This is a genomic window from Mycolicibacterium chlorophenolicum, assembly GCF_001044235.1.
Lineage (GTDB): Bacteria > Actinomycetota > Actinomycetes > Mycobacteriales > Mycobacteriaceae > Mycobacterium > Mycobacterium chlorophenolicum.
Genome location: NZ_JYNL01000069.1, coordinates 460,211 through 480,761, shown reverse-complemented (window position 1 = coordinate 480,761; position 20,551 = coordinate 460,211). Strand labels below are relative to the sequence as shown.

The following is a 20,551-nucleotide window of genomic DNA, read 5'->3' as shown; positions in this document are numbered from 1 at the left end:
CCAGGGGGGCCGTTCTATGGAGCAAGGGAGAACATGAAGGCAATCAGTCGGGTGCTGATCGCGATGGTTGCGGCCATCGCGGCGTTGTTCGTGAGCACTGGCACCTCTCACGCAGGGCTGGACAATGAGCTGAGCCTGGTCGACGGCCAGGGTCGGACGCTGACGATCCAGCAGTGGGACACGTTCCTCAACGGTGTGTTCCCGCTCGACCGCAACCGCCTCACTCGCGAGTGGTTCCACTCGGGCAAGGCGGTGTACAACGTGGCCGGCGAGGGCGCCGACGACTTCGAGGGGACGCTGGAGCTCGGCTACCAGATCGGCTTCCCGTGGTCGCTGGGCGTGGGCATCAACTTCAGCTACACGACTCCGAACATCGCGTTCGACGCGCAGGACTTCGTGAGCCCCGGCGCGATCGACCTGTTCCCCGGTATCTCGACGCCGCCGCTGTTCCCCGGCGTGTCGATCTCGGCTGACCTGGGCAACGGCCCCGGCATCCAGGAGGTCGCCACCTTCACCGTGGACGTGACCGGTCCCAACGGCGCTGTCGCGGTGTCCAACGCGCACGGCACGGTGACCGGCGCTGCCGGTGGTGTGCTGCTGCGGCCCTACGCGCGGCTCATCTCGTCGGCTGGTGACAGCGTCACCACCTACGGCGAACCCTGGAACATGAACTGACCCCTTAAGGCATCGCTCCACGGGGCGCGGCGAAGTGCCGGTCGATGAGACCGGCACTTCGTCGTCCTCACTCCACTCTTCGAAGGATGAACATGAAGGCAATCAGTCGGGTACTGCTTGCGATGGTTGCGGCCATCGCGGCGTTGTTCGTGAGCACTGGCACCTCTCACGCGGGGCTGGACAATGAGCTGAGCCTGGTCGACGGCCAGGGTCGGACGCTGACGATCCAGCAGTGGGACACGTTCCTCAACGGTGTGTTCCCGCTCGACCGCAACCGCCTCACTCGCGAGTGGTTCCACTCGGGCAAGGCGGTGTACAACGTGGCCGGCGAGGGCGCCGACGACTTCGAGGGGACGCTGGAGCTCGGCTACCAGATCGGCTTCCCGTGGTCGCTGGGCGTGGGCATCAACTTCAGCTACACGACTCCGAACATCGCGTTCGACGNCCCTACACGACGCTCTTCCGATCTGGCGAGGGCGCCGACGACTTCGAGGGGACGCTGGAGCTCGGCTACCAGATCGGCTTCCCGTGGTCGCTGGGCGTGGGCATCAACTTCAGCTACACGACTCCGAACATCGCGTTCGACGCGCAGGACTTCGTGAGCCCCGGCGCGATCGACCTGTTCCCCGGTATCTCGACGCCGCCGCTGTTCCCCGGCGTGTCGATCTCGGCTGACCTGGGCAACGGCCCCGGCATCCAGGAGGTCGCCACCTTCACCGTGGACGTGACCGGTCCCAACGGCGCTGTCGCGGTGTCCAACGCGCACGGCACGGTGACCGGCGCTGCCGGTGGTGTGCTGCTGCGGCCCTACGCGCGGCTCATCTCGTCGGCTGGTGACAGCGTCACCACCTACGGCGAACCCTGGAACATGAACTGACCCCTTAAGGCATCGCTCCACGGGGCGCGGCGAAGTGCCGGTCGATGAGACCGGCACTTCGTCGTCCTCACTCCACTCTTCGAAGGATGAACATGAAGGCAATCAGTCGGGTACTGCTTGCGATGGTTGCGGCCATCGCGGCGTTGTTCGTGAGCACTGGCACCTCTCACGCGGGGCTGGACAATGAGCTGAGCCTGGTCGACGGCCAGGGTCGGACGCTGACGATCCAGCAGTGGGACACGTTCCTCAACGGTGTGTTCCCGCTCGACCGCAACCGGCTGACCCGCGAGTGGTTCCACTCGGGCAAGGCGGTGTACAACGTGGCCGGCGAGGGCGCCGACGATTTCGAGGGGACGCTGGAGCTCGGCTACCAGATCGGCTTCCCGTGGTCGCTGGGCGTGGGCATCAACTTCAGCTACACGACTCCGAACATCGCGTTCGACGCGCAGGACTTCGTGAGCCCCGGCGCGATCGACCTGTTCCCCGGTATCTCGACGCCGCCGCTGTTCCCCGGCGTGTCGATCTCGGCTGACCTGGGCAACGGCCCCGGCATCCAGGAGGTCGCCACCTTCACCGTGGACGTGACCGGTCCCAACGGCGCTGTCGCGGTGTCCAACGCGCACGGCACGGTGACCGGCGCTGCCGGTGGTGTGCTGCTGCGGCCCTACGCGCGGCTCATCTCGTCGGCTGGTGACAGCGTCACCACCTACGGCGAACCCTGGAACATGAACTGACCCCTTAAGGCATCGCTCCACGGGGCGCGGCGAAGTGCCGGTCGATGAGACCGGCACTTCGTCGTCCTCACTCCACTCTTCGAAGGATGAACATGAAGGCAATCAGTCGGGTACTGCTTGCGATGGTTGCGGCCATCGCGGCGTTGTTCGTGAGCACTGGCACCTCTCACGCGGGGCTGGACAATGAGCTGAGCCTGGTCGACGGCCAGGGTCGGACGCTGACGATCCAGCAGTGGGACACGTTCCTCAACGGTGTGTTCCCGCTCGACCGCAACCGGCTGACCCGCGAGTGGTTCCACTCGGGCAAGGCGGTGTACAACGTGGCCGGCGAGGGCGCCGACGATTTCGAGGGGACGCTGGAGCTCGGCTACCAGATCGGCTTCCCGTGGTCGCTGGGCGTGGGCATCAACTTCAGCTACACGACTCCGAACATCGCGTTCGACGCGCAGGACTTCGTGAGCCCCGGCGCGATCGACCTGTTCCCCGGTATCTCGACGCCGCCGCTGTTCCCCGGCGTGTCGATCTCGGCTGACCTGGGCAACGGCCCCGGCATCCAGGAGGTCGCCACCTTCACCGTGGACGTGACCGGTCCCAACGGCGCTGTCGCGGTGTCCAACGCGCACGGCACGGTGACCGGCGCTGCCGGTGGTGTGCTGCTGCGGCCCTACGCGCGGCTCATCTCGTCGGCTGGTGACAGCGTCACCACCTACGGCGAACCCTGGAACATGAACTGACCCCTTAAGGCATCGCTCCACGGGGCGCGGCGAAGTGCCGGTCGATGAGACCGGCACTTCGTCGTCCTCACTCCACTCTTCGAAGGATGAACATGAAGGCAATCAGTCGGGTACTGCTTGCGATGGTTGCGGCCATCGCGGCGTTGTTCGTGAGCACTGGCACCTCTCACGCGGGGCTGGACAATGAGCTGAGCCTGGTCGACGGCCAGGGTCGGACGCTGACGATCCAGCAGTGGGACACGTTCCTCAACGGTGTGTTCCCGCTCGACCGCAACCGGCTGACCCGCGAGTGGTTCCACTCGGGCAAGGCGGTGTACAACGTGGCCGGCGAGGGCGCCGACGATTTCGAGGGGACGCTGGAGCTCGGCTACCAGATCGGCTTCCCGTGGTCGCTGGGCGTGGGCATCAACTTCAGCTACACGACTCCGAACATCGCGTTCGACGCGCAGGACTTCGTGAGCCCCGGCGCGATCGACCTGTTCCCCGGTATCTCGACGCCGCCGCTGTTCCCCGGCGTGTCGATCTCGGCTGACCTGGGCAACGGCCCCGGCATCCAGGAGGTCGCCACCTTCACCGTGGACGTGACCGGTCCCAACGGCGCTGTCGCGGTGTCCAACGCGCACGGCACGGTGACCGGCGCTGCCGGTGGTGTGCTGCTGCGGCCCTACGCGCGGCTCATCTCGTCGGCTGGTGACAGCGTCACCACCTACGGCGAACCCTGGAACATGAACTGACCCCTTAAGGCATCGCTCCACGGGGCGCGGCGAAGTGCCGGTCGATGAGACCGGCACTTCGTCGTCCTCACTCCACTCTTCGAAGGATGAACATGAAGGCAATCAGTCGGGTACTGCTTGCGATGGTTGCGGCCATCGCGGCGTTGTTCGTGAGCACTGGCACCTCTCACGCGGGGCTGGACAATGAGCTGAGCCTGGTCGACGGCCAGGGTCGGACGCTGACGATCCAGCAGTGGGACACGTTCCTCAACGGTGTGTTCCCGCTCGACCGCAACCGGCTGACCCGCGAGTGGTTCCACTCGGGCAAGGCGGTGTACAACGTGGCCGGCGAGGGCGCCGACGATTTCGAGGGGACGCTGGAGCTCGGCTACCAGATCGGCTTCCCGTGGTCGCTGGGCGTGGGCATCAACTTCAGCTACACGACTCCGAACATCGCGTTCGACGGCCAGGACTTCGTGAGCCCTGGTGTGGTCGACCTGTTCCCCGGTATCTCGACGCCGCCGCTGTTCCCCGGCGTGTCGATCTCGGCTGACCTGGGCAACGGCCCCGGCATCCAGGAGGTCGCCACCTTCACCGTGGACGTGACCGGTCCCAACGGCGCTGTCGCGGTGTCCAACGCGCACGGCACGGTGACCGGCGCTGCCGGTGGTGTGCTGCTGCGGCCCTACGCGCGGCTCATCTCGTCGGCTGGTGACAGCGTCACCACCTACGGCGAACCCTGGAACATGAACTGACCCCTTAAGGCATCGCTCCACGGGGCGCGGCGAAGTGCCGGTCGATGAGACCGGCACTTCGTCGTCCTCACTCCACTCTTCGAAGGATGAACATGAAGGCAATCAGTCGGGTACTGCTTGCGATGGTTGCGGCCATCGCGGCGTTGTTCGTGAGCACTGGCACCTCTCACGCGGGGCTGGACAATGAGCTGAGCCTGGTCGACGGCCAGGGTCGGACGCTGACGATCCAGCAGTGGGACACGTTCCTCAACGGTGTGTTCCCGCTCGACCGCAACCGGCTGACCCGCGAGTGGTTCCACTCGGGCAAGGCGGTGTACAACGTGGCCGGCGAGGGCGCCGACGATTTCGAGGGGACGCTGGAGCTCGGCTACCAGATCGGCTTCCCGTGGTCGCTGGGCGTGGGCATCAACTTCAGCTACACGACTCCGAACATCGCGTTCGACGGCCAGGACTTCGTGAGCCCTGGTGTGGTCGACCTGTTCCCCGGTATCTCGACGCCGCCGCTGTTCCCCGGCGTGTCGATCTCGGCTGACCTGGGCAACGGCCCCGGCATCCAGGAGGTCGCCACCTTCACCGTGGACGTGACCGGTCCCAACGGCGCTGTCGCGGTGTCCAATGCGCACGGCACGGTGACCGGCGCTGCCGGTGGTGTGCTGCTGCGTCCGTTCGCGCGGCTCATCTCGTCGGCGGGTGACAGCGTCACCACCTACGGCGAACCGTGGAACATGAACTGACTTACACCCTTTCAGTACGAGAGCGGCCTCTGACACTGTCAGGGGCCGCTTCTCGTTGTGTCGCACCGTTTGCGCATCGGCTCATGGTGCGACCGCTCCCTGTGGCCAGCCTGGCAATCGGTTACCAAAATGCTTGTGAGCCCGGCGGGTACGAGGGATCCACCCTTATGTTTTCTTTCGTCAACGATGAACGAATCGTGAGAATGGCATGTGGGATTCCTCATTTCCGCTCGTGTCGCTCTTGCGAGGTGTGGTGACAGAACGCCAGGCATGGACAACTCGGATCCCCGACCCGGGGTTCCGTTCACATAAGCAAGGGGAGACATGAAAGCAATCAGTCGGGTGCTGCTAGCGATGGTTGCGGCCGTCGCGGCGTTGTTCGTGAGCACTGGCACCTCTCACGCAGGGCTGGACAATGAGCTGAGCCTGGTCGACGGCAAGGGCCGCACCCTGACGATCCAGCAGTGGGACACCTTCCTCAACGGCGTGTTCCCGCTGGACCGTAACCGGCTGACCCGCGAGTGGTTCCATTCCGGCAAGGCGGTGTACAACGTCGTCGGCGACGGCGCCAAGGACTTCGCCGGCACCTTGGAACTCGGGTACCAGATCGGTTTCCCGTGGTCGCTGGGCGTGGGCATCAACTTCAGCTACACCACCCCGAACATCGCACTCGACGCACAGGATTTCGTCAGCCCCGGCAACATCGACCTGTTCCCCGGTATCTCGACGCCGCCGCTGTTCCCCGGCGTGTCGATCTCGGCCGATCTGGGCAACGGTCCCGGAATCCAGGAAGTCGCGACGTTCTCGGTGGACGTCGAGGGTGATCACGGCGCGGTGGCGGTGTCCAATGCGCACGGCACGGTGACCGGCGCTGCCGGTGGTGTGCTGCTGCGTCCCTACGCGCGGCTGATCTCCAAAGACGGTGACAGCGTCACCACCTACGGCGAACCGTGGAACATGAACTGACGCTCTGCATCTGTCCACGACGCGGCCCCCGGCATCAGCCGGGGGCCGCTTTCGTCTGTGCCTCTCCATGGCGCCGATGATCCGCGGCCCGGCTGTGGCCCCGCTGCCAGTTGGTTACCAAAAGGCCTGCGATGCAAGCGGTGTGCCCGCATTCCCGCTTACGTTCGATTCCTCAGCGGGGAGAGATCGATCAACAGTCACTTTCGACGAGGCCAGGGAGAGCATGAAGACATTGATTCGGGTACTGGCCGTTTTCGGCGTCAGTGTGGCGGCACTGTTCGTGAGTGCGGGAACTTCGCATGCGGGGCTCGACAATCAGTTGAGCCTGGTCGACGGTCAGGGCCGGACGTTGACGATTCAGCAGTGGGACACTTTCCTCAACGGGGTGTACCCGTTGGACCGTAACCGGCTGACCAGGGAGTGGTTCCATTCCGGCAAGGCCGTCTACAGCGTCGTCGGTGACGGTGCCAAGGACTTCGCGGGCACTTTGGAACTCGGGTACCAGATCGGCTTCCCGTGGTCGCTGGGCGTGGGTATCAACTTCAGCTACACCACCCCCAACATCGCGCTCGACCAGCAGGACTTCATCAGCCCGGGGCGTGTCGATCTCTTTCCGGCCATCTCGACCCCGCCGCTGCTTCCCGGTGTTTCCTTCTCGGCCGACCTGGGTAATGGACCCGGCATCCAGGAGGTCGCGACGTTCTCGGTGGACGTGAAGGGAGACCATGGCGCGGTGGCGGTCTCCAATGCGCACGGCACCGTGACGGGCGCGGCGGGGGGCGTGTTGTTGCGCCCGTATGCGAGGCTGATCTCGTCGGCGGGTGACAGCGTCACCACCTACGGGGACCCCTGGAACATGAACTGACGCAACGGCTCGCCGCACAGGAAAACACAAGGTGAAGTGGATGATTTTCAACATCGCACTAGCTGCGCACGAGCGGTCGAACACTGGTAATCTTTCCGGAGAAAGCTTCATCCACATCAGAGAGAAGGGACGGCCGGTGGCCGATTACGGTACTTCCGTTTCCGCGCGGTTGGCGAAGCCGATCGCAATGGGGCTGAGCGGTCTTGCCGCCGCCGCCGCGCTCATGACGATCGGTGTGGGCACCGCCAGCGCCGATGACATGTCCGCTGATCCGTCGACCCCGGGCAACGGCCGCGAGGCCGACGGCGCCGTCCGCTCGCCCGACGTGTCCAACGGTTCGTCCGGCGTCTACGCACAGGGTGAGGTCCGCACCTCCGGCTTCGGCGAGGCGCTCGCCTCGCAGGGCGGCGAGGTTCGCACCTCGACCCGTGGTGTCCCCGGCACGAAGGCATGGGTGTTCTCCGGCGCCGCCGGCGACATCAGCGCCTGCGTCTACGACGGCCCGTGGTGCGCGAACTGGATGGCGATCCCGTTCGACATCAACAACCCCTGATCCACGTACAGCGAGAAGGCCCCCGGCGAGAGCCGGGGGCCTTCTTGTTTCGCCGGGCTGACCGTCACTCACGGTCGGCGCTGGTGTGCACCGCGGTATCCGGGCTGGGGCCGGTTCCCGGGCCGCTGACATGCTTGCCCGACGAATCGCCGTTGGTCTCGCGCAGCAGGTCGCGGATCTCGGTGAGAATGGCCAGCTCGGTGTCCTGCGCCTGCTCCACCTCTCCGCGTTCCCGCAGCTTCTTGTAGGGCAGCACGATCACGAAGTAGACGACCGCAGCGACGATGACGAAGTTGATGGCCGCCGAGAGCACCGCATTGAAGTCCACGAATTGGTCTCCGCCGAGCGGGATCTTGAGAATCCCGTACTCCTTGTCGGGGCTGGCGCCGATGCGGTCGATGAGGGGCTGGATGATGCTTTTGGTGAAGGCGGTCACGAGGGCCGTGAACGCGGTGCCGATGACCACCGCGACCGACAGGTCGATCACGTTGCCGCGGGCGAGGAAATCCTTGAAACCCTTCAGCATCGAAAGGTCCTCTCAGTCGAAGTGTCCTTGCTGTCAGGGAGCTACGTTAGCCGTTTCTGCCAGCCGCCGTTGAGATTCTGCCACCGGAATTATTGGCTTGACCTGCGGGTTTAACGGGTCAGAACGAACAGAACAGTGAACATCGGGACCGAAGAGCAGGGACAGCGACATGACGAACTACACCTTCACCGCCGCCGCGGCGGCCGCGCTGACCGCAGCCACACTCGGACTGGCCGCCCCGGCGCTGGCGGCGCCGACCGCCGTGAGCGCCGAGGACACCATCAGTCAGCTCGAGGCCGAGGGGAACCGCGTGGTGGTGACCCGGCAGTCGAGCGCTCCGCTCGACGAGGCGACCGTGGTCAACCTGACGACGGGCCCCGACATCTGGAAGAGGGTGTGGGACGCCAACTTCGACGATCAACACCTGACCCGCACCGGGAACATCATCTACCTCACGGTCAAGTGACGGCGCTCAGTGCATCGTCAGCGTGACGGCCTGCACCAGGGCGGCCCCGGCCACGGTCTTGGCGGCCGCGGCCGGCAAGGCCACCAGCACAACGCGATTGCCGCTCTGCGCGCCGATCCCGGTGGCTTTCGCCGACACCAACACCACGACGGCGTCGGTCGCGATGACCCGCGCCTGCGACTCGGCGTCGGCCGAGGCGGGCGCGGAGACGACATCCACGATGTCGCCCGGTCGGAGGAGATCGAGCAGCGCGGCATCGGCGAGCGGGAGCGCGACGATGCGCGCATCCGGGCCGGCGGCCGATTCCGCCAGCCGCGGGCCGAGTAAGCGGACGTCGGTCAGCGTCTCGCCCCTGCGGGCGGGGCCGGCCAGAGTGCTCCCGACGACCGCGTCGACGTTGCGCTGAGCCCCATCGGGAATCGTTGCCGCCGAGAGGGTTTCGAGTCGGACGTCGGCGGCGCTCAGCTCGGCGCCGGGCGAGAGATCCCGATCGGCGACCACCACCTCGACCCGATCGGCCCGCGGATCGTCACGCCACGCTGCTGCGGCCGCGAGGAGGACGAGCGCGCCGGCGAGGACGCGGCGGGCGGCCACCGTGCGCGACCAATCGGGCCGCAGTGCACGGGCCAGCCGGTGCAGCGACGTGGGGTTCAGCGAGGTGGCCATGCGGCCACGCTAGGACCGGAGCAGAGTCCCGGTCAGCAGCGTTCTTCGCCGCCTGTGGATAACGGCGTCAGCTGGAGGCGGCGGCGGCCGGCGTCGAGGAGGTGCTCGACGAACTGGACGAACTCGAGCTGTCCGACGAGGACGATGACGAGGACGACGAGGACGACGACGACTCGGTGCCGGTGCTGGACTTGCCGTTCGAACTCGAGGACGTGCTCGAGCTCTTGCCGGACTCGCGGCTGTCCGTGCGGTAGAAGCCGCTGCCCTTGAAGACCACGCCGACCTTGCCGAACACCTTGCGCAGGCGGCCGTTGCACTGCGGGCACTCGGTCAGCGAGTCATCGGTGAAGGCCTGCACGACGTCGAATTTGTTGTCGCACTCGGTGCACGCATACGAATAGGTGGGCACAGAAACCTCCGAGGTCGTCAAACTTCTTAGCACTCTACCGACTCAAGTGCTAGAACCGCCAGCGGGCTCCGGTCATTCCCTTCCCCGTTCGAGCTCGACCACCCCGCGGTCCGGCGTGACGGCGTGCGTCATCGGGACATCGTGCGGGTCCGCGGGCAGCCGGTCGACGAACTCCTCGTCGCGCACGACCGCGATGAGCGCGGCGGCGGGGCCCGCCAGCCGGAGCGTGCGGTCGTAGAAGCCAGCGCCGCGGCCCAGCCGGGCGCCGCGACGGTCCACCGCGAGGGCGGGCACCAGCACCGCGGCCGCGTCGGCCACCGCCTCGGGCGGCAGATGTGGAGGCGGCGGTTCCCGCAGTCCGAACGGCGCCGCCACCAGCGTGCCGGGCCGGTAGCGCCCCCACCGCAGCGGCCGCGGCCCCTCGACCGGGTCCTCGCGGGCGACCGGGAGCAGCACGATTGCGTCATGCACCATCAACTCGTCGAGCAGGTCGGCCGATCCAGGTTCGGTGCCGACGGGGACGTAGGCGCACACCGTCGCGCCGCGCGGGATCCACGCCACCAGATGGCGCGTCAGCGCCGCCGCCTCGGCGGCGCGGGACGCCGGCGTCGACGCCCTGCGTGCGGCCAGGATTCTGGCACGTACCTGTGATTTCGTCTGTTGCACGGCGTAGCCTTCCGCGTGCCGGGTAAGGAGAGAACAACCGACCCCGAGAGGTTAGTGTGTGAACGATGAATCGGCCTGAAGTTCCCATTCCGCACACCGCGGTGGTTCCCGCCGCGGGGCTGGGAACCCGTTTCCTGCCTGCCACCAAGACGGTGCCCAAGGAACTGCTGCCGGTCGTCGACACGCCCGGGATCGAACTGGTGGCCGCCGAGGCCGCCGAGGCCGGCGCCGAACGTTTGATCATCATCACCTCCGAGGGCAAGGACGGCGTCGTCGCCCACTTCGTCGAGGACCTGGTGCTCGAGGGCACCCTCGAGGCCCGCGGCAAGAAGACGATGTTGGAGAAGGTGCGTCGGGCGCCCGAGTTGATCAAGGTCGAATCGGTGGTGCAGGCCGAGCCGCTCGGCCTGGGGCACGCGATCAGCTGCGTGGAGTCCAGCCTCGCTCCCGACGAGGACGCGATCGCGGTGCTGCTGCCCGACGATCTGGTCCTGCCCACCGGCGTGCTGGAGATCATGTCGAAGGTGCGCGCCAAGCGCGGCGGTTCGGTGCTGTGCGCGATCGAGGTCGACAGCGAGGACATCAGCGCCTACGGCGTGTTCGACGTCGAGACCGTGCCCGACGCCGCCAACCCCAACGTGTTGCGCGTCAAGGGCATGGTGGAAAAGCCCAAGGCCGAGGACGCGCCGTCGCCGTATGCGGCGGCCGGACGGTATGTGCTCGACCGGGCCATCTTCGATGCGTTGCGGCGGACGCAGCGCGGTGCGGGCGGCGAGATCCAGCTGACCGACGCGATCGCGCTGTTGATCGAAGAGGGCCATCCCGTGCATGTGGTGGTCCACCGCGGATCTCGACACGATCTGGGAAATCCCGGAGGCTACCTGAAGGCTGCGGTTGACTTTGCCTTGGAGCGAGACGACTACGGGCCCGAATTACGCCGCTGGTTGGTCGAGCGGCTGGGGCTCGGTCCGGACAAGACCGAGCACTAGCGGCCACCGATCACGCGCGTCTTCTGCGGAGCGCGTAGGCGCTCAACAGAAGAAAGGCGTGCTGTGCGTTCGGTGGAGGAGCAGCAGGCTCGGGTCGCCGCGGCCGCGGTGGCTCCGCGGCCGGTGCGGGTGGCGATCGCCGAGGCCCAGGGTTTGATGTGCGCCGAGGAAGTGGTCACCGAGCGACCGCTTCCCGGCTTCGACCAGGCCGCGATCGACGGCTACGCGGTGCGCAGCGTCGACGTCCTGGGCATCAACGGTGGCGACGGCGAGGACGGCGAGGAACCCGAGAACCGGGACATCAGCCTGCCCGTGATGGGCCTGATCGAGGCCGGCTCGCGGACCCCGAGCCGGCTGCAGCCCCGGCAGGCGGCGCGCGTACAGACGGGCGCGCCGATGCCGACGCTGGCCGACGCGGTGCTGCCGCTGCGGTGGACCGACGGCGGGGAATCCCGGGTGCGCGTGCTGCGCGGCGTCCGGTCGGGTGCGTACGTGCGTCGCACGGGCGACGACGTACAGCCCGGCGACGTCGCCGTGCGGGCCGGCGCCATCATCGGGCCGGCGCAGGTCGGTCTGCTCGCGGCGGTGGGTCGCGAGCGGGTGCTGGTCCACCCGCGTCCGCGGCTGTCGGTGATGTGCGTGGGTGGCGAGCTGGTCGACATCTCCCGCACGCCGGGCAACGGGCAGGTCTACGACGTGAACTCCTACGCGCTGGCCGCCGCCGGGCGCGACGCGGGCGCCGAGGTCAACCGCGTCGGCATCGTGCCCACCGATCCGGCACAGCTGCGCGAGGTCGTCGAGGGTCAACTCAGCCGGGCGGAGGCGGTCGTCATCGCCGGCGCGGTCGGGGGAGCGGCCGCCGAGGGGGTGCGCGCGGTGCTGTCCCAGCTGGGCGACATGGAGGTGACCCGCATCGCCATGCACCCCGGCTCGGTGCAGGGCTTCGGTCAGCTCGGTCCCGACGGGGTCCCCGTGTTCCTGCTGCCGGCCAATCCGGTCAGCGCGCTGGTGGTGTTCGAGGTGATGGTGCGTCCGCTGCTGCGCCTGTCCCTCGGAAAGCGTCAGCCCATGCGGCGCATCGTGCAGGCGCGCGCGCTCTCGCCGATCACCTCGGTGGTGGGCCGCAAGGGCTATCTGCGGGGGCAGCTGATGCGCGATCAGGACACCGGCGAGTACCTGGTGCAGGCGCTCGGCGGGGCGCCCGGCGCGTCGTCGCACCTGCTGGCGACGCTCGCCGAGGCAAACTGCCTGGTCGTCGTTCCCGGTGACGCCGAACAGATCCGCACCGGCGAGGTCGTCGACGTCGCGTTCCTGGCGCAGCGCGGCTGAGCGCGAGCCGGCGCACCGTGATGAATCTTCTGGGTTCCCGTTCCCAGCACCCGGGCTGGCCGCAACCTGTCGGCCCCCTGCGGGTGGCGGCCGGCGTGGTCCGGTTACGTCCCGTCCGGCTGCGCGACGCCGCGCAGTGGAGCCGGATCCGGCTGGCCGACCGGAATCACCTCGAACCCTGGGAACCGTCGACGGATCTGGATTGGCAGTTGCGCCATGCAGTTTCGTCGTGGCCGTCGGTGTGCTCAGGGCTGCGCGCCGAGGCCCGCAAGGGCCGCATGCTGCCGTACGTCATCGAGGTCGACGGGCAGTTCGCCGGTCAGCTCACGATCGGCAACGTGACCCACGGCGCGCTGCGGTCGGCGTGGATCGGCTACTGGGTGGCCAGTGAGTTGATCGGTGGCGGTATCGCCACCGCGGCACTGGCGCTCGGCCTGGACCACTGCTTCGGTCCGGTGATGCTGCATCGTGTCGAAGCGACCGTGCGCCCGGAGAACGCACCCAGCCGCGCGGTGCTGGCAAAGGCCGGCTTCCGCGAGGAGGGGCTGTTGAAGCGCTACCTCGACGTCGACGGTGCGTGGCGCGATCACTTGCTGGTGGCCCTGACGATCGAGGAGATCAACGGGTCGGTGACCTCCGCGCTGGTGCGTGCGGGCCACGCGTCGTGGGCCTGATCGCCGCTTCGCGGCGGGCGCTGTTGCAGATGTGACACGTGTGACGTTTGGTGCTTGTACTCAGCGAATTACAGGTGTGTAATTGTCACGGCGCGCCGCTCACGGATGCGCTGGTCGAACAGACCTAGCCTGATGGGGAAAGGAGCAGGCGCCATGCCAAGCATCCCCCAATCTCTCCTCTGGATCTCCCTCGTCGTGCTCTGGCTGTTCGTGCTGGTGCCGATGCTGATCAGCAAGCGCGACGCGGTGCGTCGCACGAGCGACGTCGCATTGGCCACCCGCGTGCTCAACAGTGGCGCCGGGGCCCGCCTGCGCCGTCGCGGCGGCCCGGCTGCGGGCCACCGCAGCGATCCCGACTGGCAGCCCTCCGAGGCCGGCGACGATCTCGCCGACGAGGAGCCGGGTCGCTCGGTGGTGATGGTGGCCGCAGAGACCCGCGACGCGGACGAGCCCGACTACCTCGACGTGGACGTCGTCGAGGATTCCGGTGCCCTGCCCGCCGCCGGAGAGGCCGCTGACGAGCCGGTCGTGGTCGCCGAATCCGCCCAGCCCACACTCGATTTCGACACCGAGGACGACCTCGACGACGCCGAGGACCTCGCCTCGGCCGATGACGACGATGACGTCGACGAGTACGCCTACGACGACGACCCCACGGACGACGAGGAACCGGCGGACGCCGATCTGCGCGTCGCGGACTCCCTGACCGAGGCGCGCCGGCGGCGTCGCGAGTCGGCCACCGCCGCGGCGGTGACGGCGCGTAAGTACCGCTTCCGGGCGCGCACGCTCGCGGTGATGGCGGTGCTGATCCTCGCCAGCGGCGTGGCCGCGTTCACCTGGTCGACGACGATGTGGTGGACCTGCGGCGCCATCGCCGCCGTCACGCTGCTCTACCTGGCGTACCTGCGCCGGCAGACCCGCATCGAAGAGCAGGTCCGCCGCCGACGGGCACAGCGGCTCGCGCGCTCGCGCCTCGGCGTCGAGAACACCGGCGACCGCGAGTTCGACGTGGTCCCGGCCCGGCTGCGCCGGCCCGGCGCCGCGGTCCTCGAGATCGACGACGAGGACCCCGAGTTCGAGCACCTCGATCGCGTCCGGTTCGCGCGCCACTACGACCTGCCGCGAGCGGCGGGACAGTAGCCGCCAGGCGATTTCGGCGGCCGACCCGGGGCTGGTAGCCTGCTACCGGTATCAGGGGCTATGGCGCAGTTGGTAGCGCGACTCGTTCGCATCGAGTAGGTCAGGGGTTCGATTCCCCTTAGCTCCACTTCCGGAAAGCCTCGGCCATCGGCCGGGGCTTTTCTGTCGGTCGGCGGGTGGCGCATTCGGCGCGAGCCGGCGGCGGCGGGGCAGGAATTCCAGCGTCAGCAGCACCGTCAGCGCGGGCAGCAGCTGGCGCATCGACAGCACCGCGTAACGCTGCCCACCCAGGGTCCGGTACTTCCTGAGGTAGCGGTACAGCGACTCGAGCCGGATGAGGCCGTCGCCCAGATGGATCAGCCAGAAGAACAGGCTCTGCACCGGTCCGCGGTCCCGGTTGTCGAAGATCTCGGGGAAGGCGGCGAAGGCCAGCGAAACACGCCGCGCACCATGGCTTCTGGCCCAGTCGATCATGTCGACGCTGAGGCGTTCGTCGATGCCGTTGGGCGCGTCCGGTGCCCGCCAGGACACGTCGAGCGAGACGTCGTTGCCGCCGCCGGCCGTCGCATAGCGCGCGAACGCCTGCACCCGACCGTGTCGGTCGCGCCCGATGATGATCTGCACGCCGGGGTGGCGACCTTCCAGGGCGCCGTCGAGGATCATCGAGAACCCGCGTTCGCCGTGGGCTCTGCGGTGCGAGGTGTAGAGGACATCGGTCAACTCGGCACGCTGCACGTCGTCGAGGTCCTGTTCGCCCACCACCTCCGTGGTGATGCCGGCGTTGTGGGTGCGCTGCACCGCCTGGCGCAGATTCCGGCGCGCACGTCCGGCGAGGCTGAAGCTCGCCACGTCGATGACGACGTCGCGCCCGAACGGGACCGCCCGCATCGAGCGCCCGGCGGCCGCCCACAGCGGCAGCCGACGCTCGCTGCACCCGAGTACCGCGATCCGCCAGCCGCGCATCCGGCACATCGAGACGAAACCCGCTGTCACCGAACTGAACTCGCGCTCGTCGCCGATTGGATCCCCGCTGGCCACGGCGAAACCCATCCGGGTCCGGTAGGCGATGGCCGCGCGCCTGCTGTCGCTGAAGTGGTAGCTCTTGAGCGAGTGCATCGCGAACGGGGCCAGCGCATCACCGTGGGTCGCGTCGACCAGCCGCCAGACTTCGGGCAGGGCCTCGGGCTGCGGCCGCGAGCGGGTGGGCCACATCAGCAGCAGCCCGGACGCCGCGATGACGACGTTGCCCACGCCGGGAGAGAACAGCACGTGCAGCGCAGAGCCTGCGAGCACCGCCGCACCGGCGAGCGCGGCGTGGCGGCCGGTCACCGGGCGGCCGAGGAAGATGCCGCGCGCGATGAACAGCGTCGCCGCCAGCACGGTCACCGACCACGCCAGCCGGTCATCCTCCCACCCGAGATGATGCCGGTCGTGTGCGACCGCGACGGCCAGCCAGGTGACGGCCGCGAGCAGGGCGCCAGCTCCGATGCTGCGCCCCACCGGCGTGTCCACGGCGACCTCAGCCGACATCGGTGCCTCCTCCGTGCTCCCAGCGTCGCGTCTGCCCCTCGTCGACCGTAGGGCCGAACGTCCCACCCGCGCCGGATTCGGCCACCTGCCCTCCGGCGCACCGTGGGTACCCTGGACACCAATGGTCGTCTCCCATGTCCTCGCCCCGCTGTGGCGTGTACGCATCACCGTCGCCTATGCGTCGGCGCTGTTCGCCATCGCGTCGCTGCTGGTGGCGCTGGGTCCCGGAGCGCAGCACCGCGTCGTCGCGCTGTGGAGCACGAACCTGCACAATCTGGCCGAGGGGCGGCTGGGCACGCTGCTCGCCAGTGCCTTCGTCACCGGCGAGGGACAGACCTACCTGCTGCTGCCCGGGCTGGTGTGTCTGCTCGCCCTGGCCGAGCTGCTCTGGCGGAGCCGACGGCTTGTCCAGGTGTTCCTGCTCGGACACGTCGGGGCGACGCTGATCGTTGCTGCCGGCCTGGCCTTGGCGATCAAGGTCGGCTGGGTGCCGATCACGGTCAGTCACGCCGACGATGTGGGCCTGAGCTACGGGGCCGTCGCGGTGCTGGGAACCCTGACGGCGGCGATCCCGGGCCGGTGGCGCCCGGCATGGATCACGGGCTGGCTGACCGTCGCCTCGGTGGTCGTCGTGCTGGGCGGCGGATTCACCGCCGCCGGACATACCGTCGCGCTGCTGCTCGGCATCGGGCTGTCGTCGCGGGTGCGCCGGGGGTGGCCGGTCAGTGTGCACTGGACGGTGTTCCGCAGGGTGCTGCTGGTAGGAGGCGCCGCGTTCGGGTTGCTGCTGCTCGTCGGTGTGGCCCTGCCCAGCGCGCTCGTCGCCGTACCCGTCGGCGCCGCGACGGCGTCGCTGGCGGCCTGGGTCGCGCGATCCAAGACGCCTCACAGGTCCCAGCCGTAACCTTGTGGTCTGCGGACGCGATGCAGTCAGCAGGTTCTTTCGAGGATGAGGTGACGCGATGAGAGCACGACTGCTGCTCGTCCCGACTGTCGTGGCGCTGCTGATGGGCATGCTCTGCCCCACCGCGCAGGCCGACGTCGACGACGGTGCGGCGTCTGGCGCACGGGTCGCCGTGCTCGCCGGCGCGCTCGACAAACCCGAGCGGACCATGCAGCAACTGCACGGCTCGTTGTGCGCGCCCCCGAACGTCTGCGAGCCGCTGAACTACATGAACGTCGGGCTTCTCGGGCCGGCCATCGGTCAGGCGAGTCTGGACGACGGGGTGACGAGGCTGGATCAGTGGATCCGGAACACCCCGGGACCGAAGGTCGTGTTCGGGCACTCCCTGGGCGCCAATGTCATCTACCGGTGGCTGCGCCAGTTCTCGTTCGATCCGACGGCGCCGCCGCCGAGCGAGCTGCGGTTCGTCACCACCGGCGCTCCGGAGCGCCGCGGCACCGGCTTCGTCTACACCGACCCGGAGGGCAAGAACCGGTGGCGGGCCGCACAGGGATTCGGGATCCCGGCCGACACCCCGTACCGCGTGGTCGACATCTGCCGCAAATGGGACGGGTTCTGCTACTACATCCCCGGCGACGAGCGCTCCATCGACGGACAGGCGAGCAAGCGGCACACCGACTACTCGGACATCAACATCGACGACCCGGCCAACGAGGTCTCCGTCGAGGGCAACATCACCGAGGTCCTGGTCCCGACCCCCGGTCTCGGCTGATCCGGCTCAGAACGGGCTGCTGTTCTGCTGCCACTCGGCGGACTCGGGACGAGCGCCGAACCGGCGCACATAGTCCTCGTGCATCTGCGCCTGCTTCTTGCGCTTGATCACGTCGACCAGATTCGGGTCCAGGCCGTGCACGGCGAGCCGATGCCGCCGCCAGGGCTTGTTCAGGGCCAACGCCATCAGCACGGCCCAGAAGTAGATGGGTGCGGTCATCTCCAGGTGCATGTACAGGTTGACCGGGATGAGCCAGAACGGCGCCAGCACGAAGATCGGCGGAATCGAGTACCGGATCATGTGCCGGCGCACGGCGCCCTCACCCGCGAGGTCCTCGGCCACCCAGCGTTGCATCGAGGCGGGCAGGCGCCGCCCGTAGATGTAGGTGAGGTACTGCCAGAGATTCGGCTTGTCGGCGGACATGGAGGGCTCCTTGTGGGTGGGTTCAGGACTGGAGGGCGCCGGCCGCGAGCGCGGCGGTGTTGACGCGAGTCAGCGCCTCGCGCAGCTGGTGCAGTTCGTCGAGGTCGACGCCCAGGCGCGCGACGACCGCGGGCGGGATCTCGAGGGCCCGTTCGCGGAGTGCGACGCCCCGGTCGGTGAGCTCGACGTCGGTGGCGCGTTCGTCGGTGGCGCTGCGGGTGCGGGTGATCAGGCCGAGCGCCTCGAGGCGTTTGAGCATGGGGGAGAGTGTGGCCGATTCCATCTGCAGCGCGGTGGCTATCTGCTTCACCGACAGGGGTGCCCGGCCGTCGCCGGGCTGCTTGCGGTGATCCCACAGCGCCAGCATCACCAGATACTGGGGGTGGGTCAGGCCCAGCGGCTCGAGCAGCGGCCGGTAGATCGCCAGCACCGCGCGGTTGGTGGCCGCCAGCGCGAAACAGACCTGCTGTTCCAGGGCCAGGGGATCCAGATCGGCGGGAGCGGTCATGAACCTATAGTGCCCTAATAGTTAGTGCCCTAGCAATATGGCTGTGGTCACAGCGCGACCGAGATCTCCTTGCCGGGACTCGGCGCGCGCCCGTAGCCTCGAACCGTGTCCGGTGTGACCGCCGTCCGTGCCGATGATCTCGCCGCTCTCGACGTGTTCGCCGGTGTCCAGGTGGACGCCCTGGTACCGCTGGCCGAACAGCTGCGACCGTTGTCGGCGGCCGCCGGGCAGGTGCTCATGCAGCAGGGCGAGCTCGCGGTCAGTTTCCTGTTGATCGGGTCCGGTCATGCCGAGGTCAGCCATGTCGGCGCCGACGGTCACGACACCGTCGTCGATCTCACGCCGGGGCTCATCGTGGGCGAGATCGCGTTGCTGCGCGACGCCCCGCGCACCGCCACCGTGGTGGCCACCATCCCCCTGACCGGCTGGGTCGGTGGCCGGGAAGCGTTCGCCACCATGCTGGAGATCCCCGGCATGATGGACAAGCTGGTGCGCACCGCGCGCCAGCGGCTCGCCGCGTTCATCACCCCCATTCCGGTGATCATGCGCGACGGCAGCGTGCTCTATCTGCGTCCGGTCCTACCGGGCGACAGCGAACGCACCACCGAGGGTCCGGTCGAGTTCTCCAGCGAGACCCTCTACCGCCGGTTCCAATCCGTCCGGTCGCCGACGAAAGCGCTGATGGCCTATCTGTTCGAGGTCGACTACCTGGATCACTTCGTCTTCGTGCTCACCGACGGAGTGGACGGACCGGTGGTCGCGGACGCCCGGTTCGTGCGCGACGCGAACCATCCCGAGGAGGCCGAGATCGCGTTCATCGTGGGCGACGCCTATCAGGGGCGCGGCATCGGCACGTTCCTGATGCGGGCCATCTCGGTGGCGGCCCACGACGACGGTGTGCAGCGCTTCACCGCGCGCGTGCTGTCGGACAACCATCCGATGCGCTCGATCCTCGACCATTTCGGCGCGTCCTGGCACCGCGACGATCTGGGCGTCGTCACCACCGAGATCGACGTCCCGAAACCCGCTGAGCTGCCGTTTGATTCGGAGCTGGTGCGACAGATCCGCGATGTCGCGCGACAGGTGATCCGGGCTGTCGGATGACGGAGGCGCACCGCAGACCGCCGCTCAACAAGGACACCCGCGTGTGTATCTCGCTGGCCGGGCGGCCGAGCAACATCGGCACCCGGTTCCACAATCACCTCTACGAGGTGCTCGGTCTGGACTTCCTCTACAAGGCGTTCACCACCACCGACATCGTCGCCGCAATCGGCGGTGTGCGCGCGCTCGGCATCCGCGGCTGCTCGGTGTCGATGCCGTTCAAGGAGGACGTGCTGAGCCTCGTCGACGAGGTCGAGCCGTCCGCGCAGACGCTGCGGTCGGTGAACACGATCGTCAACGACGACGGCAGGCTGACCGCGTCGAACACGGATTACCTTGCCGTGCAACAGCTCATCGACGACAACGGGCTCTCGTCCGAACAGTCGGTGCTGATCCGGGGCAGTGGCGGCATGGCCAGCGCGGTCGGTGCAGCCTTCGCCGACCGTGGCTTCGCCGGCGGCACCATCGTCGCCCGTAACGCCCAGGCCGGTCGCGCGCTGGCGCAGCGGCTGGGATACGAGTACCTGCCCGATACCCGCGGTCCGTGCACGCGCATCGCAGACATCGTCGTCAACGTCACGCCGATCGGGATGGCCGGCGGCGCCGAGGAGCGCGACATCGCGTTCGACGACGCCGCAATTCGCCACGCGCACACCGTCTTCGACGTGGTGGCACTGCCCTCGGAGACGCCGCTGATCGCCGCCGCGCGTGCCGCCGGGGTGGACGTCATCACCGGCGCGCAGGTGATCGCGCTGCAGGCCGCCGAACAGTTCGAGCGCTACACCGGGGTGCGCCCCACCGCCGAGCAGATCGCCGAGGCGTCGGCGATCTCGCGGGCCTGA

Annotated in this window: 25 protein-coding genes, 1 tRNA gene and 2 pseudogenes; 21 read left to right on the top strand and 7 right to left on the bottom strand. The window is 68.2% G+C overall.

The window, feature by feature from the left end:
• The first annotated feature begins 33 nt into the window (after positions 1-33).
• The 11 genes and pseudogenes from MCHLDSM_RS32220 (at position 34) to MCHLDSM_RS32175 (ending at position 7,606) form a co-directional block, all read left to right on the top strand.
• On the top strand, positions 34-675 hold the full coding sequence (locus tag MCHLDSM_RS32220; RefSeq protein WP_048419928.1) for a porin MspA: 642 nt from the start codon (positions 34-36) through the stop codon (positions 673-675).
• 92 nt (positions 676-767) lie between these two features.
• A pseudogene (locus tag MCHLDSM_RS35225) lies at positions 768-1,119 on the top strand (MspA family porin); the annotation flags it as partial.
• A gap of 1 nt (position 1,120) precedes the next feature.
• On the top strand, positions 1,121-1,552 hold a 432-nt coding region (locus MCHLDSM_RS35220; protein WP_234714262.1), incomplete at its 5' end, for an MspA family porin.
• A gap of 92 nt (positions 1,553-1,644) precedes the next feature.
• Complete coding sequence (locus tag MCHLDSM_RS32210; protein ID WP_048474158.1) at positions 1,645-2,286, top strand: porin MspA; 642 nt, start codon at positions 1,645-1,647, stop codon at positions 2,284-2,286.
• Positions 2,287-2,378: 92 nt separating this feature from the next.
• Positions 2,379-3,020 carry a porin MspA gene (locus tag MCHLDSM_RS32205; protein WP_048474158.1) on the top strand — a complete coding sequence of 214 codons (642 nt, stop codon included), beginning with the start codon at positions 2,379-2,381 and terminating at the stop codon, positions 3,018-3,020.
• A 92-nt stretch (positions 3,021-3,112) separates the two neighbouring features.
• Positions 3,113-3,754, top strand: coding sequence for a porin MspA (locus MCHLDSM_RS32200; RefSeq protein ID WP_048474158.1), 642 nt, complete (start codon positions 3,113-3,115; stop codon positions 3,752-3,754).
• Between the two features lie 92 nt (positions 3,755-3,846).
• The gene (locus MCHLDSM_RS32195; protein ID WP_048474157.1) at positions 3,847-4,488 is read left to right on the top strand and encodes a porin MspA; all 642 of its coding nucleotides are present in this window, start codon (positions 3,847-3,849) and stop codon (positions 4,486-4,488) included.
• A 92-nt stretch (positions 4,489-4,580) separates the two neighbouring features.
• Positions 4,581-5,222: a porin MspA gene (locus MCHLDSM_RS32190; RefSeq protein ID WP_048474156.1), complete on the top strand. Its 642-nt coding sequence runs from the start codon at positions 4,581-4,583 to the stop codon at positions 5,220-5,222.
• Positions 5,223-5,546: 324 nt separating this feature from the next.
• A complete protein-coding gene (locus tag MCHLDSM_RS32185) occupies positions 5,547-6,188 on the top strand; it encodes a porin MspA (RefSeq protein WP_048419927.1) in 642 nt (213 codons plus the stop codon).
• A 223-nt stretch (positions 6,189-6,411) separates the two neighbouring features.
• Positions 6,412-7,053, top strand: coding sequence for a porin MspA (locus tag MCHLDSM_RS32180; protein WP_048473773.1), 642 nt, complete (start codon positions 6,412-6,414; stop codon positions 7,051-7,053).
• Between the two features lie 40 nt (positions 7,054-7,093).
• Positions 7,094-7,606, top strand: a complete 513-nt coding sequence (locus MCHLDSM_RS32175; protein ID WP_234714261.1) for a hypothetical protein — start codon at positions 7,094-7,096, stop codon at positions 7,604-7,606.
• Between the two features lie 64 nt (positions 7,607-7,670).
• Here the strand turns inward: MCHLDSM_RS32175 and mscL are convergent, their stop codons facing one another.
• Positions 7,671-8,132 (bottom strand): large-conductance mechanosensitive channel protein MscL, encoded by a 462-nt coding sequence (gene mscL / locus MCHLDSM_RS32170; protein WP_048473772.1) that lies wholly within the window; start codon positions 8,130-8,132, stop codon positions 7,671-7,673.
• A 169-nt stretch (positions 8,133-8,301) separates the two neighbouring features.
• Here mscL and MCHLDSM_RS32165 point away from each other — a divergent pair, with 169 nt between their 5' ends.
• Positions 8,302-8,598 carry a hypothetical protein gene (locus MCHLDSM_RS32165; RefSeq protein ID WP_048473771.1) on the top strand — a complete coding sequence of 99 codons (297 nt, stop codon included), beginning with the start codon at positions 8,302-8,304 and terminating at the stop codon, positions 8,596-8,598.
• A 6-nt stretch (positions 8,599-8,604) separates the two neighbouring features.
• Here the strand turns inward: MCHLDSM_RS32165 and MCHLDSM_RS32160 are convergent, their stop codons facing one another.
• The 3 genes from MCHLDSM_RS32160 to MCHLDSM_RS32150 form a co-directional block, all read right to left on the bottom strand.
• Positions 8,605-9,264: an SAF domain-containing protein gene (locus MCHLDSM_RS32160; protein WP_048473770.1), complete on the bottom strand. Its 660-nt coding sequence runs from the start codon at positions 9,262-9,264 to the stop codon at positions 8,605-8,607.
• Between the two features lie 67 nt (positions 9,265-9,331).
• Positions 9,332-9,673, bottom strand: coding sequence for an FmdB family zinc ribbon protein (locus MCHLDSM_RS32155; protein WP_048473769.1), 342 nt, complete (start codon positions 9,671-9,673; stop codon positions 9,332-9,334).
• A 72-nt stretch (positions 9,674-9,745) separates the two neighbouring features.
• A complete protein-coding gene (locus MCHLDSM_RS32150; protein WP_048473768.1) occupies positions 9,746-10,339 on the bottom strand; it encodes a 5-formyltetrahydrofolate cyclo-ligase in 594 nt (197 codons plus the stop codon).
• Positions 10,340-10,404: 65 nt separating this feature from the next.
• Between MCHLDSM_RS32150 and MCHLDSM_RS32145 the strand changes: the two genes are divergently transcribed.
• From MCHLDSM_RS32145 to MCHLDSM_RS32125, 5 genes are all read left to right on the top strand, one after another.
• On the top strand, positions 10,405-11,328 hold the full coding sequence (locus tag MCHLDSM_RS32145) for a UTP--glucose-1-phosphate uridylyltransferase (protein ID WP_048473767.1): 924 nt from the start codon (positions 10,405-10,407) through the stop codon (positions 11,326-11,328).
• Positions 11,329-11,391: 63 nt separating this feature from the next.
• Positions 11,392-12,657: a molybdotransferase-like divisome protein Glp gene (glp, locus tag MCHLDSM_RS32140; RefSeq protein ID WP_048419918.1), complete on the top strand. Its 1,266-nt coding sequence runs from the start codon at positions 11,392-11,394 to the stop codon at positions 12,655-12,657.
• 20 nt (positions 12,658-12,677) lie between these two features.
• Complete coding sequence (locus MCHLDSM_RS32135; RefSeq protein WP_048420019.1) at positions 12,678-13,331, top strand: GNAT family N-acetyltransferase; 654 nt, start codon at positions 12,678-12,680, stop codon at positions 13,329-13,331.
• Positions 13,332-13,484: 153 nt separating this feature from the next.
• Complete coding sequence (gene sepX / locus MCHLDSM_RS32130; protein ID WP_048473766.1) at positions 13,485-14,471, top strand: divisome protein SepX/GlpR; 987 nt, start codon at positions 13,485-13,487, stop codon at positions 14,469-14,471.
• 54 nt (positions 14,472-14,525) lie between these two features.
• Positions 14,526-14,598, top strand: a tRNA-Ala gene (locus MCHLDSM_RS32125).
• A 65-nt stretch (positions 14,599-14,663) separates the two neighbouring features.
• On the opposite strand, the pseudogene MCHLDSM_RS40265 reads toward MCHLDSM_RS32125, so the two are convergent.
• Positions 14,664-16,001, bottom strand: a pseudogene (locus tag MCHLDSM_RS40265) (bifunctional lysylphosphatidylglycerol flippase/synthetase MprF); the annotation flags it as partial.
• A gap of 121 nt (positions 16,002-16,122) precedes the next feature.
• On the opposite strand from MCHLDSM_RS40265, the gene MCHLDSM_RS32115 reads away from it, so the two are divergent.
• Both MCHLDSM_RS32115 and MCHLDSM_RS32110 read left to right on the top strand, forming a co-directional pair.
• On the top strand, positions 16,123-16,905 hold the full coding sequence (locus tag MCHLDSM_RS32115; protein WP_048474154.1) for a rhomboid-like protein: 783 nt from the start codon (positions 16,123-16,125) through the stop codon (positions 16,903-16,905).
• 58 nt (positions 16,906-16,963) lie between these two features.
• Positions 16,964-17,677: a PE-PPE domain-containing protein gene (locus MCHLDSM_RS32110; protein WP_048473765.1), complete on the top strand. Its 714-nt coding sequence runs from the start codon at positions 16,964-16,966 to the stop codon at positions 17,675-17,677.
• A gap of 6 nt (positions 17,678-17,683) precedes the next feature.
• Here MCHLDSM_RS32110 and MCHLDSM_RS32105 read toward each other — a convergent pair whose 3' ends face one another.
• A complete protein-coding gene (locus tag MCHLDSM_RS32105; RefSeq protein ID WP_048473764.1) occupies positions 17,684-18,100 on the bottom strand; it encodes a DUF5313 domain-containing protein in 417 nt (138 codons plus the stop codon).
• Between the two features lie 22 nt (positions 18,101-18,122).
• Complete coding sequence (locus MCHLDSM_RS32100; protein ID WP_048473763.1) at positions 18,123-18,608, bottom strand: MarR family winged helix-turn-helix transcriptional regulator; 486 nt, start codon at positions 18,606-18,608, stop codon at positions 18,123-18,125.
• A 105-nt stretch (positions 18,609-18,713) separates the two neighbouring features.
• Here MCHLDSM_RS32100 and MCHLDSM_RS32095 point away from each other — a divergent pair, with 105 nt between their 5' ends.
• Both MCHLDSM_RS32095 and MCHLDSM_RS32090 read left to right on the top strand, forming a co-directional pair.
• Entirely contained in the window at positions 18,714-19,712 is a 999-nt protein-coding gene (locus tag MCHLDSM_RS32095; RefSeq protein WP_048473762.1) for an acetyltransferase Pat, read from the top strand.
• Positions 19,709-20,551 carry a shikimate 5-dehydrogenase gene (locus MCHLDSM_RS32090; protein ID WP_048473761.1) on the top strand — a complete coding sequence of 281 codons (843 nt, stop codon included), beginning with the start codon at positions 19,709-19,711 and terminating at the stop codon, positions 20,549-20,551. Before MCHLDSM_RS32095 ends, MCHLDSM_RS32090 begins: the two co-directional genes overlap by 4 nt.

Bases quoted from the DNA above. Each gene is read 5' to 3' on its own strand.
- MCHLDSM_RS32220 (WP_048419928.1), top strand. From the start codon at position 34: ATGAAGGCAATCAGTCGGGTGCTGATCGCGATGGTTGCGGCCATCGCG.
- MCHLDSM_RS32210 (WP_048474158.1), top strand. From the start codon at position 1,645: ATGAAGGCAATCAGTCGGGTACTGCTTGCGATGGTTGCGGCCATCGCG.
- MCHLDSM_RS32205 (WP_048474158.1), top strand. From the start codon at position 2,379: ATGAAGGCAATCAGTCGGGTACTGCTTGCGATGGTTGCGGCCATCGCG.
- MCHLDSM_RS32200 (WP_048474158.1), top strand. From the start codon at position 3,113: ATGAAGGCAATCAGTCGGGTACTGCTTGCGATGGTTGCGGCCATCGCG.
- MCHLDSM_RS32195 (WP_048474157.1), top strand. From the start codon at position 3,847: ATGAAGGCAATCAGTCGGGTACTGCTTGCGATGGTTGCGGCCATCGCG.
- MCHLDSM_RS32190 (WP_048474156.1), top strand. From the start codon at position 4,581: ATGAAGGCAATCAGTCGGGTACTGCTTGCGATGGTTGCGGCCATCGCG.
- MCHLDSM_RS32185 (WP_048419927.1), top strand. From the start codon at position 5,547: ATGAAAGCAATCAGTCGGGTGCTGCTAGCGATGGTTGCGGCCGTCGCG.
- MCHLDSM_RS32180 (WP_048473773.1), top strand. From the start codon at position 6,412: ATGAAGACATTGATTCGGGTACTGGCCGTTTTCGGCGTCAGTGTGGCG.
- MCHLDSM_RS32175 (WP_234714261.1), top strand. From the start codon at position 7,094: ATGATTTTCAACATCGCACTAGCTGCGCACGAGCGGTCGAACACTGGT.
- mscL (WP_048473772.1), bottom strand. From the start codon at position 8,132: ATGCTGAAGGGTTTCAAGGATTTCCTCGCCCGCGGCAACGTGATCGAC.
- MCHLDSM_RS32165 (WP_048473771.1), top strand. From the start codon at position 8,302: ATGACGAACTACACCTTCACCGCCGCCGCGGCGGCCGCGCTGACCGCA.
- MCHLDSM_RS32160 (WP_048473770.1), bottom strand. From the start codon at position 9,264: ATGGCCACCTCGCTGAACCCCACGTCGCTGCACCGGCTGGCCCGTGCA.
- MCHLDSM_RS32145 (WP_048473767.1), top strand. From the start codon at position 10,405: ATGAATCGGCCTGAAGTTCCCATTCCGCACACCGCGGTGGTTCCCGCC.
- MCHLDSM_RS32135 (WP_048420019.1), top strand. From the start codon at position 12,678: ATGAATCTTCTGGGTTCCCGTTCCCAGCACCCGGGCTGGCCGCAACCT.
- sepX (WP_048473766.1), top strand. From the start codon at position 13,485: ATGCCAAGCATCCCCCAATCTCTCCTCTGGATCTCCCTCGTCGTGCTC.
- MCHLDSM_RS32115 (WP_048474154.1), top strand. From the start codon at position 16,123: ATGGTCGTCTCCCATGTCCTCGCCCCGCTGTGGCGTGTACGCATCACC.
- MCHLDSM_RS32110 (WP_048473765.1), top strand. From the start codon at position 16,964: ATGAGAGCACGACTGCTGCTCGTCCCGACTGTCGTGGCGCTGCTGATG.
- MCHLDSM_RS32105 (WP_048473764.1), bottom strand. From the start codon at position 18,100: ATGTCCGCCGACAAGCCGAATCTCTGGCAGTACCTCACCTACATCTAC.
- MCHLDSM_RS32100 (WP_048473763.1), bottom strand. From the start codon at position 18,608: ATGACCGCTCCCGCCGATCTGGATCCCCTGGCCCTGGAACAGCAGGTC.
- MCHLDSM_RS32090 (WP_048473761.1), top strand. From the start codon at position 19,709: ATGACGGAGGCGCACCGCAGACCGCCGCTCAACAAGGACACCCGCGTG.